Origin of the sequence: uncultured Winogradskyella sp. (assembly GCF_947501905.1) — a bacterium.
In the GTDB taxonomy this organism is placed as follows: domain Bacteria; phylum Bacteroidota; class Bacteroidia; order Flavobacteriales; family Flavobacteriaceae; genus Winogradskyella.
In genome coordinates this window covers 240,789-258,256 of the sequence record NZ_CANMXL010000002.1, presented here as the reverse complement: position 1 = coordinate 258,256, position 17,468 = coordinate 240,789, and the positions used below count along the sequence as shown (strand labels likewise).

Sequence of the window (17,468 nt, the reverse complement as noted above, 5' to 3'; positions counted from 1 at the left end):
TATGAGAAAAACGTGTTTTCATAATTATTGCCAACGGTCTCGTATAACCGTCAGTTACGGGTTAATATGCGTTAATTTTCGGTTTAGCACAGGCTTTAGCAATTCCGAGTGGATTCGGACTTAGTCGAATCCGCCGCAATTGCGGTTATACATTGTTGTGTGTTCGTACTTTTTCATCTAATTGTGTTTCGTATTCCAGGATACATTTTCCCATTAAATTGAGTACTCTCTTCTTCTGGATGGAAATAATATATCTTCTTTTTATTCGAATCCTTTACTGCATAACAATTATCAAAAAGTATTATTCCAGAGTTTATATTCCTCCAGTATTCTATTTTCGGAAACCATTCAGGAAAGATATCTTTCACTAATTCAACTTGCGAGTGGAAAATTCCAATGTAGGTTTTGTCAATATGATTTTCTTTATCAAAGATTGAGTTATAAAGTTCCTCATTTTCGTAATCAAAAACTCCAAATACACATTTTGTACTTAAATAGGATATGTTTTTTATATTCTGCGCGTCAGATTTTATTAATTCGACAGGAAACCAACCTGTTAATCTTGGGTTTTCAACTTTGCTGAATTCATCGTAATTCTCAAATTCTTGCAAATAATCTCCATTATTACAAGACACAGAAAGCATAAGAACTAATATTCCAAAAAAGGATAAATTCAAATTTATATTCTTTAATTTCATTCAGTTTTCACGGTTTTTTGGGTATGACACACAACGGTGTTGTGTATGGCTCGTTGCGGAAAATCAGCTATGATTTTCCGCCGTAAACGAAAGATAGCAAATTGCAATGAATTCCGATTAAGGAATTCAGCCGCAATGAGCTATACACGTTGTTCTACGCAGTTTTTATTTGTTTATATTCATTTGCTTTAATTACTACGGTATTAATTTTTAATCTTTCAAAAGTTTTTTCCGCTTTGTATTTACATCTATCGTCATTAGTAACAAAAAAGTCACAATGAGCTGAATAGAAAGTGTGTAAAGAATCATCAAACATATTATTGTAGTTTCCATCAGTTTTGTAACCTTTCAAGTCGTATTTATAGAATACATCTAGAACCTTTGAATAGTTTCTGTTTTTCAATGAGTTTTCTTTAGGTGCGTATAATTCCGAAATTTCAAAAATGTCCAAATGTTTTGGTAAATCTTTAAAGTTTTCACGAATTGACTTCATATATTCTCTGTTGTTTTTCAATTTTGAGATACTCTTGATTAAATATGCTTTAAAGTTTTTGTACAAAGAATAATCAGATTTTAGTCTTAATTGAAAATCATAGATATCTTCCATCAAGGAATAAGCTGTGTTTTCAATTTTTGATTTTGGATATATTACACCAAACATTGGGTCTTTATAGCCAAGTTTCCAATTATCGTCTAATGGAATAAGTTTCATAGGTAACAATAAATTTGGTAATCCATTATCTGTGAAAAGTTCGCCAAAAGAGTTCGATTCAAAATCTCGTTCGTCTTTTTTTTTCTCGAAAAATTCTTTGATATCTCTAAAGTGCCAAGTGACATCTTTTCTATTCCAGTATTGGCAAATGCATAAATCGTTTGTTAAACGTTTAATGTTATTTAAGTGACCATCTATGTAGTTTGGATTTTTTTGATATCCACGAAATAAATCATTCAGATGTGCATTTGAGTAAGGTACAGTTATTTGTTTATTAAGAATTAAGTTTTCCAATTCTGTGTAAATTTCATTTTCAGATTCAGAAAGATTTTCTTTCTTTTCTATTCTATCGAAAATGTTTAAATCGAAATATACATTCATTGGTTTGGTCAAATTGCGTAGAACTCGTATATATGTCTGTATATACGTTTCTTTTTTCTAATATAGCAAATTCTTTCAACACCCTGCCATACAAGAAGTCTTCTATTTTTTAGAGTCATGCATTTTGTATATCAAATCCTTATATTTGTATACAAATGATATACAAAATGCCTGTATTATTTATGTTCTGATATACATTATCCGCTATTACTATACCAAAACTAAATCTTGAGTTTTTATGGTGTGGCATTTACAATACCAAGTGTATGTAATTGCTCCATGGTTGGTGTTTCGCTACCGCCTTCTGGCTCAAGTGTAATACCAAAGGCTTGGCTCTCGTTGGTATTGGCAATTGCAAAAATCTTATTGTCATCGGTATTAAAGTCATCGATAGTGCCCAAACTCGTTGGTGTTAAAGGATTAAGTGTTAATGACCAAACTTGCCATACTTTGCCTTCTGGAGCATCAGGCAGTCCTAGTGCATCTAGATATATGGCATTATCACTTTTATTCCAATAGACTTTGGCATAGGAGCTGTCAAAATTACCTTGTCCATCAAGTGGAACCGTTACAATGTCTTTCGCTCTAATGGCTTCCAATAAATCTTTGGTTTTTGCAAGATTGTTACGCGCGTCTTCAATTTGAGTTTCGAGATATTGTTTTTCTGTCGCAACAGTTTTTATGTCTTCTTCTAATTGGCTTTTGTTATTAAGTGTCCACAATAATCCGGCCGCCAGAATAATCGATGCCGCCCAACCAGAGTAGCTTATCCAATTGTTCTTTTTTGGTTTTAGGTCTATAACTTTTGTATCTGTTATTTTATCTTTTAAAGCATCAAATTTTACAGCATTAGAAGATACTGCTCCCGTTAGTTTTACAATAGCAGATTCAATCTCTAATACTTCTTTGCGTATCTCAGGATGTTGTTGCATGAGTTGATAAACCTCCTGATTTTCTTTTTCAGAAAGTTGCCCAGCCACGTACAGCTCTAAAATTCCAGATTCTATGTATGCTTTAATATCCATATTATAAAACGATATCCCTTAATTTTTGGATACAGCTTCTATTTCTTGTTTTTACAGTACCAATGGGTATGTCTAAAGTTTCTGCCACTTCTTTTTGAGTATAACCTTTAAAATAAAGGTACTCAATTAGTACTTTACATTTTTCACCTAATTGATTTACAAATTTTTTAATACCTATGGCATCTGTCTGATTGTCTAAATTACTATTACCAGCAATAATATCTACGAAAAAACTAGCATCTAAGTTTTGTTTTGATTGCCTAAACGCCTTAGAACGTGTCTTATCTATTGCCGCATTTCTGGCAATATTAAGTATCCACGTAAAAAAACGTCCTTTACTAGAGTTGTAACTCTCAGCACTGTTCCAAGCTTTTATAAACACATCTTGCATTAACTCATCACTAATAGCTGTATCTTTTACAATATTGTAGACTACACCATGTATGCTATTGCTATACATTTTGTATAGGGTTTCAAAGGCTTTTATGTCCTTATCTTGAAACTGTTTTACAAGTGCGTCTATATGATCCATAAAAAGACTTTCGTCTTGGTTTATAAGTCTAAAAATACAAAAGCCATCACTAAAATGATGGCTTTTGTTATGTCTTTTCTGTAATACTATTCTATAATTCCTGCACAGCTCACACGTTTGCCAGCAGCACCTGACGGTTGTGATGTAAAATCGTCCGTACCTTGATGTACTATAATAGCTTTTCCTAGGATGTCTTTAGTCTCATCACCACAGCCAATGCACCATTGTTCTGTAGAAAACTGGACTTCTCCTGTGCCATCAGCACCTACTTCAAAGTTACCAATATCTCCTTTATGAAAGCCAGCGGCATCTCCCCATTTTCCGTGTGGTTGAGATGTTGGGTTCCAATGGCCTCCAGTAGATTTTCCATCTGCTGAAGAACAATCTGCAGTTTGATGTATGTGTATGGCATGTGTGCCTTCTGTTAAGCCCGTCATTTTTGCTATCATCATTACTGGGTCTCCATCTTGTTTAAAAGTCACTGTGCCTTCTACATTACTTTCACTTTTTGGAGAAAGCGTAATGGTCATTTCCTTTTTTTCTGACGTCTCTGTTTTTATTTCTTCAACTTCCGTTTCTTCTATTACTTCTTCCGTTTTTTTGTCGTTTTTACAAGCGACCATAATTGTAATAGAGAAAAGAAATGCTATGAGTTTTACATTTTTCATTATTAGGTTTTTTAGTTAGAAGTAAAGTTAAGCAGATTGTATGGGCTATGCAAATGCTCTAATTTTCTTTTAACCAAAGTTTAGGGTCAGAAACGCCTCGTTTTATATTGTTGGTAAATAAAATGGATTTGTCAATTCTGGTTTGCGAGGATTTGTATCTGCCTATGGCATAAATAATACTTCGCTTTTTTCCGGGTGTAAAGTTTTCGAAAATGGTATAGGCTTCATAGTCGCTAAGCATTACAGCTTCAAACTCTTCACAGGGTTCAACGCCGTATTTTGACCTGTCTTCGAAGAGTTGTAATTCAAAATAATCATTAGGAAATATATTAAGCTCTTTTTGTTTTGCTCTGCTGAAATAAATTCTAAATACACCTGTTTTTTCGTGCTTAAGTGCTGCATGAAAATCTATAGATTTTCCTTCGAAAAGGGCTTTTACTTTTATTCGTTTTTTATCGGCTTTATAAAATTGTTCAGCAAACTCTTTAGGAATAATAACACTCTGTTTGTCTGCCAAGGAGACTTCGAAAGATTCAGTTTTAATCATAAAGTATAACATTAGATCATAGATATGACAAATATCATATTTTATGATAAGTCATACCAGTAATTTTGAGTATCAATTTATAGGTATGTGCAAATCATTAGTTAATAAATATAACGTAGCGGGTCCAAGGTATACAAGTTATCCAACGGTTCCTTATTGGGATATAGATACGTTTTCTCAAAAAAAATGGGAGGCTTCATTAAAACAATCTTTTAATGAAAGTAATACAACTGAAGGTATAAGTCTATACATACACTTACCATTCTGCGAGAGTTTATGTACATTTTGTGGTTGCCACAAACGAATTACTAAACGTCACGAATTAGAGCTACCATATATAAAAGCACTGTTAAAAGAATGGAGTTTATATGGAGAAATTTTGGGGGCAAAACCAAAAATTAAAGAATTACACCTAGGTGGTGGAACACCTACATTTTTTTCAGAAAAGAATATAAAATTCCTTATTGATGAGTTGTTAATTACATCTCAATTAGCTGAAAATTATGAGTTTAGTTTTGAGGGTCATCCAAATAATACTACAGAGTCTCATTTACAAACGTTATTCAGTTTAGGCTTTAGGCGTGTGAGCTTTGGAGTACAGGATTATAATCTTAAAGTCCAGAAGGCTATTAATAGAGTTCAGCCATATGAGAACGTAAAAAGAGTCACAGAGTTAGCAAGAAAAATCGGTTATACATCTGTTGGACACGATATTATTTTTGGGTTACCATTTCAAAGCGAAGATGATGTTATTCAGACTATAAAAAAGACTGAAGCATTACAACCCGATCGTATTGCTTTTTATAGCTATGCTCATGTACCATGGATAAAAGGTAATGGTCAACGTGGTTTTAAAGATGAAGATTTGCCAAAAGCGGAAGATAAGCGTCAGCAATACGAAACAGGTAAAGCATTTTTACAACAAGTTGGTTATATGGAAATAGGCATGGATCACTTTGCATTACCTAATGATTTACTTTACAAGTCTAGAGAAAATAATACACTTCATAGAAATTTTATGGGTTATACCGCTTCTAAGACTCAAGTTATGATTGGGTTGGGAGTATCTTCGATAGGAGATAGTTGGTACGGATTTGCTCAAAATGTAAAATCCATCGTGGCGTATTATCACCTTTTAGATGAAAATATCCTTCCTGTGTATAGAGGACATATACTTAATTCTGAAGACCTAAAGATTAGAAAGCACATTTTAAATCTAATGTGTCATTTTGAAACATCTTGGAAAGAAGAAGAATTGCAATTTACAGAATTACCAGAAGTGCTTATTAAACTTAAAGAATTAGAAACAGATGGTCTACTCAATTTTACTGATAAAGGATTAGTTGTCAATAAAGCAGGTAAACCATTTATAAGAAATATTTGTATGGCATTTGACTTGCTTTTACAACGCAAACGCCCAGAGAGTCAGTTATTTTCAATGACGATATAACTGTATTTAGTAACCTTAAAACTATTAATCATGAAAAAAATACTAGTGCCTATAGATTTTTCAGAGCATTCAGAATATGCCCTAGAAACAGCAGCAGCTATCGCTAAAGAACACAATTCAGAGATTTTTGTGTTGCATATGTTAGAAATATCTAGCGCGGTTTATACCTCGAGTAGAGATTCTCTTAGTGATGCTGGGGTGTTTTACTTTAAACTTGCAGAAAAGAAAATGAACACTTTTTTGGACCGAAAATTCCTTGAAGGCATAGAAATTACACCAATAGTAAAACACTTTAAGGTTTTTAAAGAAATTAATGAAATAGTTGATGCTCATGGTATTAATCTTATAGTGATGGGTTCTCATGGTGCTAGTGGTGTAAAAGAGGTTATGGTAGGCTCTAATGCTGAAAGAGTGGTGCGCTACTCTAATGTTCCAGTCTTGATTGTAAAACACAATCCTATTTTAGTGGAGTTTGATACTGCTATTTTTGCAAGTGATTTTTCAGAAGATGCAATTGCACCTTATCTAAGAGCAAAAAGCACTTTCGATATGCTGGATGCTAACATGCACATTCTCTATGTCAATACACCAGATAATAGCTTTAAAAGTAGTACGGAAATAGATATGTTGGTCACTAAATTTCTTAAAAAAGCAGAAGGTAATTTAGATAATTATCCTAATGTTTATGTGGTATCAGATTATTCGGTAGAAAAAGGCATTTTAAACTTTGCCAATAGTATTGGTGCAGATTTGGTAGCGATTGCTACTCATGGACGTAGAGGTTTAGCACACTTTTTTGAAGGTAGTATTTCTGAAGATATTGCTAACCACTCCACACTACCAGTAATGACATTTAAAATATAATTCTTATATATATTAGTTAGTATTAATAAGGTTATTATAAAACGCCAAAAATCAGAGATTTTGGCGTTTTTTTATGTTATATCTAAATGGAAGAGTTTTATTTTTTTAGACAATTACTTTTTAAATAGTAAACCTAGCTTTGCTAACAAAATTAGTTCAGACTTATTTTTTGAAGCAAAACTTGAAGCAATTGAGCATGAAGTATTAAAAATTAAGTTTTTTAATTTCGTGGTAAACAGCCATTCATGTTCTTCCTTGTATTTTGAAAATTCATTAAAGCAAATATTTGGAGAGGCATAACAGTCTTTTAGAAATAAAAAAGAATCGATGATAGCGTTTATCTGAGCTTTGGTATAATCATTACGCCATTGTGTATCTAAGCTTTTTTTTAATGCCTTAAACTCAATGGTTTTAATAACCTTGTCCGAAGCTGAAATGGCATAAAATAACTTACCGATGTTTTTATATAAGTCCATAATTTCTAGATAATTATGTATTTAAAATTAGAGCTTGTTTTATTACAAAACAATGACTTATATCATATCGATTGATGTAATATTCTTATAGATTTATAGAGTAGATTAAACTTAATTATTATGGAAAATATAGGAATTTGGTTAGATGGAAATATCGCTTATATAATTGCAAATAAACATATAAAGGAGGTGCCTTCCAATATTGAACATTTTCATCCTAAAGGCGGTTCAGGAACTCGGTTTAAAGGAGGTCCTCAAGATGTAGTTCAAGACAGTAAATATTTAGAGAGAAATAAACAGCAGCTTAAGAAATACTTTGCTAGCATAGTAGATTTTATTAAAACTAATGCGACTTTAGTGATTTTTGGACCAGCAGAAATTAAGCATAAATTTAAAAAAGAGTTGGATGAAAATTATAAAGATTTAAGCGATAGAGTTGTAGCTGTTGAAACAACAGATAGTATGACTAGAAATCAGCTTATTCAATGGGTTGCTGAATTTTATAACAACTAAAAGGATAAGTGTTATTTAGTCATTATGCAGTATTAAAAGATGTGTTTTTAATGAGCTCCTTATTTTCGAAGCTTTAGAACCATAAAACAACCGCTCAAAAAAGGTGTCTTTGTAAGCTAAGAGGATAGTCATATCAATACCTTTTATCTGTATAAAGCAACTTGTAGCATAATGCACAGGGACTTCGTTTACTTCAAAATAGGTATAATATATATTCGAAAGATTTGATTGATCATAGAAGCCAAAATTTTTATGCTTCTTTTGAGGATTAATTCTTAATACACTTAGATTGAGTTTGTGTTTTTTAATAAAAGAATTTAAGCTTAATAGTGCTTTGCCATGCAAATTGTCTTTTTCATCTATTGGGAGTAATATTTCTTTAGGGGTTTTATGTGTATAGTCTTCAGGTATGACTAGCGTTGTACAATTTACATTACTAATTATGTTTAGCGTATTACTGCCAAAAATAATTTCTTTGGCTCCAGTTTTACCATTGCTACCCAAAATAACAATCTCAATATGTTTAGATTTTATGATATGATTTACAGCGTCAATAAAGTTGTCAAAATCAATGATTGTTTCAAAATTGTGCTTAGTATTATTAAAGTCTTTCTCTAGTACTTTTATTAAGTTGACCAACTTCGCTTTAGGTTTACTTGCAATAATATCATGAATGCTAGTTTTAGAATCGCTTAAAATAAAATCATCACTAGTAAAGGACCCAGATTTATGAACATGCATTATATAGAACGTGCATTTTTCTGATTTAAAAAAATGCATGGCATAGTTTATAGCATTTATAGAACTATCCGAAAAGTCAGTTAGTAATAGTACATTTTTCATGATAAATAGAATTGGTTCTACTTTAAAGTTATTAATAATTCCACATGCAGAATATGATAAAGGTCAGTTAGAGTATTCTAATGACAATTAATATTACCTAACACAGGCTCAATGATTGGGGCGGGAGATATATATGGTATATCAAGACCTAAACCACGCGCAATAAATAAAGCTCCAATAATAATAACTAATACAGGGATTGCTTTTTGAATTTTTTGTTTTATGGTATAGTTTAGAAACTTACCAATATAAATTGCTGAGGTCATTAAAGGAATTGTTCCTAGCCCAAATAAAACCATGTAAAAACTCCCTTGGAGCAAACTGCCAGTAGCAATGGCGCCAAAAATCGCCATATATACTAAACCACAAGGTAAAAACCCATTAAGAAAACCAATGGAGAGAAAGGTGTCTGCAGTTTTCTTCTTTAAAGCCTGAGCTAGATTAGATCTTAATTTTGAGAGGAGCTTGTTCAATGGCTTAGACAGGTTATATTTACCAATGGTTTTATAAGGTATTAATACTAATGCAATCATTAAAATACCAATACCAATAGATAGTTGTTGCTGAAAACCAAAGATGTAAAGACTCTTGCCAACAATACCAAAAACTAAACCTATTATACTGTAAGCCAATAAACGTCCAAAATGATAAATGACAATTTGGGTTATTTTTTTAAAAGAATTAGAACGGTCTACAGGTAACATAAAAGCAATAGGACCACACATGCCTACACAGTGTAAACTACCTAAAAGTCCCAGTATAAAAGCCGTTGTTAACATTTTTAGTAATTAAATTCGTTTTTATACATGAATTCGTTAGTCTTGTATGACCAATCTATAGTTATGTTCCAGCGACCATCTAATAAACGATTGTCAGGTATGAGCAAGTTGTGAATAGATAATGAGATAGGTATCTCAAAATCTAGTTGTTTATTAGATGGCCTATATAGGAACACTTTTCCTTTAATATCTTTTATGCTTAAATCTTTAGGGAAGGTTAAAACAATACCTTTCTCAGTTTTTTTCCAGCTAATGTTTTCTGATAGTTTTTTGGCATTTTCTACCTTATCAATATCTTCTTGATACTTAAGCTCCTGTTGGTAATAATCATCCGTCACTAAATCGTGATTATACTTATCATTAGTGCTCATGCTTACAACAAAATACATGATAAAGGATATAAACCCTACAAATGCTATTACTATAGCTGTTCCCCAATTTATTTTCATCTTTTGTATATTTAATTATAGCTTCTAGGTCCTAAAAAACCGATGCTTGTGGTTTCAATAAGTTTATTGTCGCTATAAATATCAATTGTCAATTTATTTTTATCTCCAGATAAATCTTGTTTATTGAGTTCAATAAATAAGGTGCCTTCCGCAATATCTTGCGCTTTTAGAACTAAATTATCTGAGTTAGAAACAAGATTCACTTCACCTTTCATATTTCTAATTTTAAAACTTATGTTTTCGATGTCTTCAGAAGTTTTATTTACTAATTTATAAGTGTAAACGTTACTAATTATTGTTTCGCTTTTTTGCTCATAGAGTTGTCCTGGTAACCTAAGTATATTGGCTTCAATATCATTACGTAAGGCAAGCATTCCAATTAAAATACCTGTTAAAATAGTTAATACAGCAATGTAACCTTTCATACGCGCTGTGAGTTTAAACTTGGTTTTGTTTTCTATGTTTTCTTCACTCGCATAACGAATTAAACCTTTGGGAAGACTTATTTTTTCCATTATAATATCGCACTCGTCTATACATGCTGTACAGTTAACACATTCTAATTGTGTGCCGTTTCTAATATCTATACCAGTAGGGCAAACATGTACACATTGCATACAATCTATACAATCGCCATGTCCAAGGGCTTGTCTGTCTTCATTTTTTCGGAAAGATTTTCGTCCATTTTCGCTTTCGCCTCTTTTGTGGTCATAAGCAACTACAACAGATTTTGTATCTAAGAGTACACCTTGTAATCGACCATAAGGACAAGCAATAATGCAGACTTGCTCTCTAAACCAGGCAAATACAAAATAGAATACTCCAGTAAAGATTATTAAAGGTATAAGCGTCCCTAGATGCTTAAAAGGACCATCTATTACATATCTCAGGAGTTTATCTCCACTTATTAAATAGGCTAAGAATACATTAGCAATTAAAAACGAAATCACTAAAAAGATAAACCACTTTAAGACACGTTTTCTAACCTTTTCTGCATTCCATTTTTGTTTTGCGAGTTTACGTTGTTTGTTTCTGTCGCCATCAATCCAAAATTCTATGCGCCTAAATACCATTTCCATAAAGATGGTTTGTGGGCAAATCCAACCGCAAAAAATACGACCAAATCCTACAGTAAACAGTGTAATAAAGATTACAAGAATTATCATTGATATAACGAACAAATGAAAATCTTGCGGCCAAAACGGAAAACCAAATATATTGAAACGACGCTCCAGAACATTAAACATTAAAAACTGATTGCCATTAATCTTTACAAACGGTGCAGCAATTAAAAATGCTAACAAAAAATAACTAACTAATTTGCGCTTTTCCCAAAAAGGACCAGATGGCTTTTTTGGGAATATCCAATTGCGTTTACCATCTTCATTAATGGTACCAATAGAATCTCTAAAGACTTCGTTTGATGGAGTTTCCATTTTGTTTACGCTACTGGTGACTTATTTTATTAGTTTTCTGTAGCTTCTACAACTTCGATAGCTTCTGTATCTTCAGTTGTTGTTGCTTCTTCTTTATCTGTATTTTCTTCAGGAGCAGACTCATCTACCCAGATTTCGCCTTCGGCAGCTTTAGGGTCTGCTGGTGTTGTGCCTTGGAATTGTAATATATAACTGGCTACCTGTGCTATCTCTGAAGGTTTTAAACCTTCTTTTTTCCATGATACCATACCTTTACCTGAGCGTCCGCCTTCAGAAATGGTTTTGAAAATATTTTTAATACCACCACCAAGTATCCAATACTCATCAGTTAAGTTTGGTCCAATACCGCCACCACCGTCTGCTTTGTGGCAAACAGCACATTTGGCTACAAAAATATTTTCTCCAGCTTTTAAGTCTGAGGCATCTGTTAACAATTCTACCGTATTAAAGTCTACCAAATCTTTTGCATTCTTTTTGTATTCTTCGATAGCACGTTGCGCTTCTGCATATTCGATTTCATATTCAGCAAACTGGTCATCTGCATTAAATACATGATAGCGTATCATATATATAACTCCAAAAATTATAGTGATATAAAAGCTATATACCCACCATGGTGGAAGATTGTTATCTAATTCTTTTATACCATCGTAATTATGGTCTAGGATGATTTCGCCTTCTTCTTCAATCGGTTTTGTACCTAGAAGTTTTTTGTAAGCGTTTTTAATCCATAATATTAGCTTAGATGGTTCAGCTTGTTTTGAATCGTAACGTGCTCTTCCTTCTTCGTCTAAACTTTGGTAGAGTAAATTTTCCATTGCACCAACAATACCCTCAATAGCGATGAGTATTAATAGTACAAGTAATAGAAATACCATTACCACAGGGTTTTCCATAAATGCAGGCTGGTCTCCTGAGTCTAAAAAATATTCGGTGAGTCCAGCTATGATAAAGAATATTAACGGGACTCTTATGTATGATGGGATTAACTTTCTCATGATTCTGTATCGTTTTGGTTGTCTAATGGCAAATTACTCACGGTGTTGATATATTCTTTTTTGGCTGTAAACACCCAGTAAAAGAGGGTCACAAAAAAGATGAAAAATATAAGTAGTGATATCAATGGATATATTTCTATACCTGTGATACTTTCCATATGTCCTTTTACAAATTTTAGCATGGCTTTTTAGTTTTGAACGGTTTCTTCTAAGATTTCTTTCACTTTTATATCAGTCCCCAAGCGCTGTAAGTAAGCTATAATTGCAACGATTTCGCGATTTTTCATTTCTATAAAATCAGTTCCAGAAGCTGCCTTATCTGCTTCGTAACTTTTGACAAAGTCAGGGTCATCGTATAGGTTTTTCTCTATTTGTGCACCTTGTTCTAGCATAGATTGTTGCGCATTTGCAATATCTTCATCTGTATAAGGGACGCCAAGACTCACCATTACTTCCATTTTATTTTCGGTCATGGACTTGTCTAGCTCATCTCTAATCAACCATTGGTATCTTGGCATAATAGATTTTTCGTTCATGGCTTGTGGATCGTATAAGTGACTCAGGTGCCAACTATCTGTATATTTTCCTCCAACTCGATGTAAATCGGGTCCAGTACGTTTACTTCCCCAAAGGAATGGGTGGTCATAGACATACTCACCTGCTTTAGAATATTCTCCATAGCGTTCTACCTCACTTCTAAATGGTCTAATCATTTGAGAGTGGCAGCCAACACAACCCTCTCGTATGTATATATCTCTACCTTCTAATTCAAGTGGAGTATAGGGTTCTACACTGCTTATAGTAGGAATATTAGATTTTACAACTATAGTTGGAATGATTTGTACTATACCACCAATTAAAATAGCTACAGTAGCATATATGGTAAGCATAACGGGTTTGCGTTCTAACCATGTGTGCCAACCTTCTCCGATTACTCGTTTTTTAGATACGCGTTGCAAAGCAGGTGCTTCAGCTAATTCATCAGTGACTTTGTTTTTAGACTTAACTACGGTCATTATTACATTATACACTAGAATGAGCATACCTATTATATATAGTGTTCCACCTATAGCTCGCATCCAATACATTGGTATAATCTCAGTAACAGTTTCTAAGAAGTTTCCATAAACCAGAGTGCCATCAGGATTAAATTGTTTCCACATACTTGCTTGAGCAAACCCAGCAACATACATAGGCAAAGCATAAAGAATGATGCCAAGTGTTCCTATCCAAAAGTGAAGGTTAGCCAATCCATTAGAGAATAGTTTTGTTTTAAATATTCTTGGAATTAGCCAATAAATCATGCCAAATGCCAAGAAGCCGTTCCATGCTAAAGCTCCTACATGTACGTGAGCAATAATCCAGTCTGTGTAATGAGCAATTGCATTTACATTTTTTAATGATAGCATTGGACCTTCAAAAGTTGCCATGCCATATCCCGTAATGGCTACAACCATAAATTTAAGAACTGGATCTGTACGAACTTTATCCCAAGCACCACGAAGGGTTAATAAACCATTTATCATACCACCCCAAGAAGGTGCAATTAACATTATTGAAAAAGCTACACCCAAGTGTTGCGCCCATTCTGGTAAAGCAGTGTATAATAAGTGATGAGGTCCAGCCCATATATAGATAAAAATCAGTGACCAAAAATGGACTATAGATAAACGATAAGAATAAACAGGTCTGTTAGCTGCTTTTGGTACAAAATAATACATTAAGCCTAAGAAAGGAGTCGTTAAGAAAAATGCGACTGCATTATGCCCGTACCACCATTGTACCAAGGCATCTTGTACACCAGCATATACAGAGTAACTTTTTAGACCACTAACAGGTAATTCTAAACTATTAAAAATATGTAGTACAGCAACTGTTACAAAAGTGGCTAAGTAAAACCAAATAGCAACATACAAATGCCTCTGACGGCGTTTAAGAATGGTTCCAATCATGTTAACACCAAATGCTACCCAGATTAAAGCAATAGCAATGTCAAAAGGCCATTCCAATTCGGCATACTCTTTTGAAGTTGTATAACCTAATGGTAATGTAATTGCTGCGCCAACAATAAGTAATTGCCATGCCCAGAAATTAAAGTTACTTAGCATGTCACTAAACATTCTCGCTTTTAAGAGACGCTGTAAGGAATAGTAAACACCCGCAAAAATGGCATTACCTACAAAGGCAAATATTACAGCGTTAGTATGTAGTGGTCTAAGCCTACCAAAGCTTAACCATGATATACCATCTGTCATGTTTGGGAATAAAAACATAAATGCTAGTATGAGCCCCACTAGCATCCCAACAACTCCCCAAAGTATGGTTGCATAAAGGAATTTTTTAACGATTTTGTTATCGTAATAGAATTGTTGAATTTCCATAGTTAGTGTAATTGATTTATTTAGTTGAGTTATTTTTCTTTTTTTGACTTTACCAATTCGTCTTCAAAAAGCATACGAATAGAAGGTGTATAATTATCATCATATTGTCCTGATTTTACAGCAAAAACAAAGACTGCAAAAAATACAATAGCAACTATAATACTTACTGCCAATAAAATGTATATAACACTCATACCTAATTTGAAGTTATGGTTCAAAAATACAGTTGAACCTTTTTTTAAAACATGATATTTATCATGTTGGGTTATTTTTTATCACTTTAATCGTCTTCCTAAAATATTTGTAGCAACTGTTGTAAATACTACAATGCTTATAGAGCTCAGAGGCATTAAAACTGCCGCTACAACAGGCTCTAATTGACCTGTAACTGCAAAGTATAAACCTATTATGTTATAAATGAAGGAGAGCACAAAACTCCATTTTATAATTTTTATAGCCGATTTTGAAGCTCTTATGTAGTGATATAATTGTTTGAATTTGGAAGCATCTAAAATGCCATCACAAGCAGGAGAGAAGACATTGATGTCTTCAGAGATGACTAACCCAACATTGCTTTGCATCAAAGCACCAGCATCATTTAGTCCATCACCAATCATTAATACTTTTGAGCCTTCGCTTTGATGATGTTTTATGTATTCTAGCTTGTCTTGAGGTTTTTGATTAAATATGAGTTTTGTCCTAGATGGTAATAACTTTTTAAGGTTTTTAAATTCACCTTCATTATCACCAGAAAGAATCACTAAATCGTAATGCTTTTTTAGTTGATTAAATAGTTTTGAAACTCCTTTTCGGTAACTATTATAAAATGTAAATTTACCTTTGTACTTATTATTATTACTTATGCATACAGTAGTGTTTAATACAGAAGTGTCCTGTATATTACCAACAAAACTGGCTGAGCCAATTTTTAGATTGATGTCATCATGCGTCACTTCAATGCCTTTACCAATGTGCTCTTCAAACTTATCAAGAGTAATAATATGGTGCTCATCTAAAATATTATAAAGTGTTCTGCTTAGCGGGTGATTAGAACCTCGAAGCGAGTTTTTTAAAATAAGAGATTCTTTATCCGATAAGGTTTTACCATTATATTCTGCAGAGCTTGTTTTATTTGAAGTTATTGTACCTGTCTTATCAAAAATAACAGTATTTATTTGTGCCAATTGCTCTATGACACTAGCATTTTTAATATAAAATTTTAGCTTACCGAATATTCGTAATAAGTTACCAAAAGTAAAAGGGGCTGATAGTGCTATTGCACATGGACAAGCAATAATTAATACTGCAGTAAAAACATTTAAGGATTTATTTGGGTCAATAAATAACCAATAAATTGTTGATATAAGAGCTATCCCCAAAATTGTTATTGTGAAATGCTTACTTATAGAATTAGTAATGCTTTTAAAATCTTCTTCTTTGTTTTTGTTGAAAACATCATTACTCCATAATTGGGTTAAGTAGCTTTGCTCAACAGACTTAAGAACTTCAATTTCTATGACGCCAGAGGTTTGTTTTCCGCCTGCAAAAAGCTTGTCGCCAGATTGCTTTGTAACCGTCTGAGATTCGCCTGTAACAAAACTGTAATCTATTTTTGCTCTACCATTTATTATAATTCCATCAACAGGTATAAGTTCTTCATTTCTAATAATAATTCTGTCGCCTTTTTTTATGTCATATACTTGAATATTAGTTTCTTCATTATTCTTGTCTATTTTGGTAACTGCAATCGGAAAATAAGACTTGTAATCACGCTCGAATGATAAAAAAGCATAGGTTTTTTGCTGAAAAAATTTGCCAACTAATAAGAAGAAAACTAAGCCAGCTAGGCTATCAAAAAAACCAGAGCCTATATCAAAAGCAATTTCAATAGTACTTCTAATAAATAGCACTGAAATACCCAAAGCTATTGGGATATCTATATTTAGAATTCTTGCTCGAAGCCCTTTATAAGCTGAAATAAAATAGTCTTGAGCAGAATAGAAAACAACCGGAAGCGATAAGCCAAACATTAACCATCTAAAGAGGTGTTTATATTGCTCTAACCAATACTCATGTACTTCAAAATACTCAGGAAATGAGAGAAACATAATATTCCCAAAACCAAATCCTGCAACACCTAATTTATATATAATTGAGCGATTGATATACTCCTTGTCAGATTTAAAATCGTCCAAGCTTATATATGGTTCATAACCGATTGTACTTAGTAATATCACTATTGATTTTAAGTCTGTTTCTTGATTTTTATATGTTACGCGAACTGTTTTTTTTCCAAAATTTACTTGAGAGACAGATATGCTTGAATTAAGTTTGTTGAGGTTTTCTAATATCCAAATACAGGAACTACAGTGTATGTGTGGGATGAAAAGCGTTGCGATTTCGATAGAATCACCTCTATATTCCGTAAGTCTTTCTATTATGTTTTCTTGAGAGAGGAAGTCGTATTTACCTTCAACTCCTTCTGGTATAGCTCCAGGAGCATTTTGTAAATCGTAATAACAGATTAAATCATTTTCATTGAAAATTTCAAAAACAGTCTTACAGCCATTACAGCAAAACTTTCTTCCTTGAAAATCTATGTTTTTTTTATCACAATAATCACCACAATGAAAACAAGTATTGTCTTCCATCTTTTATTTGCTCATTTTATACCTAGAACAAAGTTGGTGTTTCGATAGGTTTTAAAATATGATAT

Annotated in this window: 19 protein-coding genes; 3 read left to right on the top strand and 16 right to left on the bottom strand. The window is 32.8% G+C overall.

The window, feature by feature from the left end:
* Positions 1 to 173: 173 nt before the first annotated feature.
* From Q0770_RS04840 to Q0770_RS04815, 6 genes are all read right to left on the bottom strand, one after another.
* Complete coding sequence (locus Q0770_RS04840; RefSeq protein WP_299114603.1) at positions 174 to 677, bottom strand: hypothetical protein; 504 nt, start codon at positions 675 to 677, stop codon at positions 174 to 176.
* A gap of 175 nt (positions 678 to 852) precedes the next feature.
* Positions 853 to 1,791 (bottom strand): hypothetical protein, encoded by a 939-nt coding sequence (locus Q0770_RS04835; RefSeq protein WP_299114601.1) that lies wholly within the window; start codon positions 1,789 to 1,791, stop codon positions 853 to 855.
* 236 nt (positions 1,792 to 2,027) lie between these two features.
* The gene (locus Q0770_RS04830; RefSeq protein ID WP_299114599.1) at positions 2,028 to 2,816 is read right to left on the bottom strand and encodes an anti-sigma factor; all 789 of its coding nucleotides are present in this window, start codon (positions 2,814 to 2,816) and stop codon (positions 2,028 to 2,030) included.
* Position 2,817: 1 nt separating this feature from the next.
* Positions 2,818 to 3,348 carry an RNA polymerase sigma factor gene (locus tag Q0770_RS04825; protein ID WP_299114597.1) on the bottom strand — a complete coding sequence of 177 codons (531 nt, stop codon included), beginning with the start codon at positions 3,346 to 3,348 and terminating at the stop codon, positions 2,818 to 2,820.
* 86 nt (positions 3,349 to 3,434) lie between these two features.
* Positions 3,435 to 4,016, bottom strand: a complete 582-nt coding sequence (locus Q0770_RS04820; protein ID WP_299114595.1) for a superoxide dismutase family protein — start codon at positions 4,014 to 4,016, stop codon at positions 3,435 to 3,437.
* 58 nt (positions 4,017 to 4,074) lie between these two features.
* Complete coding sequence (locus Q0770_RS04815; RefSeq protein WP_299114593.1) at positions 4,075 to 4,563, bottom strand: YdeI/OmpD-associated family protein; 489 nt, start codon at positions 4,561 to 4,563, stop codon at positions 4,075 to 4,077.
* Between the two features lie 85 nt (positions 4,564 to 4,648).
* On the opposite strand from Q0770_RS04815, the gene hemN reads away from it, so the two are divergent.
* Together hemN and Q0770_RS04805 are read left to right on the top strand one after the other, a co-directional pair.
* Positions 4,649 to 6,013 carry an oxygen-independent coproporphyrinogen III oxidase gene (hemN, locus tag Q0770_RS04810; protein WP_299115349.1) on the top strand — a complete coding sequence of 455 codons (1,365 nt, stop codon included), beginning with the start codon at positions 4,649 to 4,651 and terminating at the stop codon, positions 6,011 to 6,013.
* A 30-nt stretch (positions 6,014 to 6,043) separates the two neighbouring features.
* A complete protein-coding gene (locus Q0770_RS04805; RefSeq protein WP_299114591.1) occupies positions 6,044 to 6,877 on the top strand; it encodes a universal stress protein in 834 nt (277 codons plus the stop codon).
* Between the two features lie 113 nt (positions 6,878 to 6,990).
* Here Q0770_RS04805 and Q0770_RS04800 read toward each other — a convergent pair whose 3' ends face one another.
* Positions 6,991 to 7,353: a hypothetical protein gene (locus tag Q0770_RS04800; protein ID WP_299114589.1), complete on the bottom strand. Its 363-nt coding sequence runs from the start codon at positions 7,351 to 7,353 to the stop codon at positions 6,991 to 6,993.
* 120 nt (positions 7,354 to 7,473) lie between these two features.
* On the opposite strand from Q0770_RS04800, the gene Q0770_RS04795 reads away from it, so the two are divergent.
* Positions 7,474 to 7,866, top strand: a complete 393-nt coding sequence (locus Q0770_RS04795; protein ID WP_299114587.1) for a hypothetical protein — start codon at positions 7,474 to 7,476, stop codon at positions 7,864 to 7,866.
* A gap of 15 nt (positions 7,867 to 7,881) precedes the next feature.
* On the opposite strand, the gene Q0770_RS04790 is transcribed toward Q0770_RS04795, so the two are convergent.
* The 9 genes from Q0770_RS04790 to Q0770_RS04750 form a co-directional block, all read right to left on the bottom strand.
* The gene (locus tag Q0770_RS04790; protein WP_299114585.1) at positions 7,882 to 8,709 is read right to left on the bottom strand and encodes a universal stress protein; all 828 of its coding nucleotides are present in this window, start codon (positions 8,707 to 8,709) and stop codon (positions 7,882 to 7,884) included.
* Positions 8,710 to 8,786: 77 nt separating this feature from the next.
* Positions 8,787 to 9,488 carry a sulfite exporter TauE/SafE family protein gene (locus Q0770_RS04785; protein ID WP_299114583.1) on the bottom strand — a complete coding sequence of 234 codons (702 nt, stop codon included), beginning with the start codon at positions 9,486 to 9,488 and terminating at the stop codon, positions 8,787 to 8,789.
* Between the two features lie 2 nt (positions 9,489 to 9,490).
* On the bottom strand, positions 9,491 to 9,937 hold the full coding sequence (locus tag Q0770_RS04780) for a FixH family protein (protein WP_299114581.1): 447 nt from the start codon (positions 9,935 to 9,937) through the stop codon (positions 9,491 to 9,493).
* 11 nt (positions 9,938 to 9,948) lie between these two features.
* Positions 9,949 to 11,373 carry a cytochrome c oxidase accessory protein CcoG gene (ccoG, locus tag Q0770_RS04775; protein WP_299114579.1) on the bottom strand — a complete coding sequence of 475 codons (1,425 nt, stop codon included), beginning with the start codon at positions 11,371 to 11,373 and terminating at the stop codon, positions 9,949 to 9,951.
* Between the two features lie 29 nt (positions 11,374 to 11,402).
* Positions 11,403 to 12,371, bottom strand: coding sequence for a cbb3-type cytochrome c oxidase N-terminal domain-containing protein (locus Q0770_RS04770; protein ID WP_299114577.1), 969 nt, complete (start codon positions 12,369 to 12,371; stop codon positions 11,403 to 11,405).
* Positions 12,368 to 12,553, bottom strand: coding sequence for a cytochrome C oxidase subunit IV (locus tag Q0770_RS04765; protein WP_073085916.1), 186 nt, complete (start codon positions 12,551 to 12,553; stop codon positions 12,368 to 12,370). Before Q0770_RS04765 ends, Q0770_RS04770 begins: the two co-directional genes overlap by 4 nt.
* 6 nt (positions 12,554 to 12,559) lie before the next feature.
* Positions 12,560 to 14,752: a cytochrome-c oxidase, cbb3-type subunit I gene (gene ccoN / locus Q0770_RS04760; RefSeq protein ID WP_299114538.1), complete on the bottom strand. Its 2,193-nt coding sequence runs from the start codon at positions 14,750 to 14,752 to the stop codon at positions 12,560 to 12,562.
* A 29-nt stretch (positions 14,753 to 14,781) separates the two neighbouring features.
* Complete coding sequence (ccoS, locus tag Q0770_RS04755; protein ID WP_299114537.1) at positions 14,782 to 14,946, bottom strand: cbb3-type cytochrome oxidase assembly protein CcoS; 165 nt, start codon at positions 14,944 to 14,946, stop codon at positions 14,782 to 14,784.
* Between the two features lie 81 nt (positions 14,947 to 15,027).
* Positions 15,028 to 17,403, bottom strand: coding sequence for a heavy metal translocating P-type ATPase metal-binding domain-containing protein (locus tag Q0770_RS04750; RefSeq protein ID WP_299114536.1), 2,376 nt, complete (start codon positions 17,401 to 17,403; stop codon positions 15,028 to 15,030).
* Between the last annotated feature and the right edge of the window lie 65 nt (positions 17,404 to 17,468).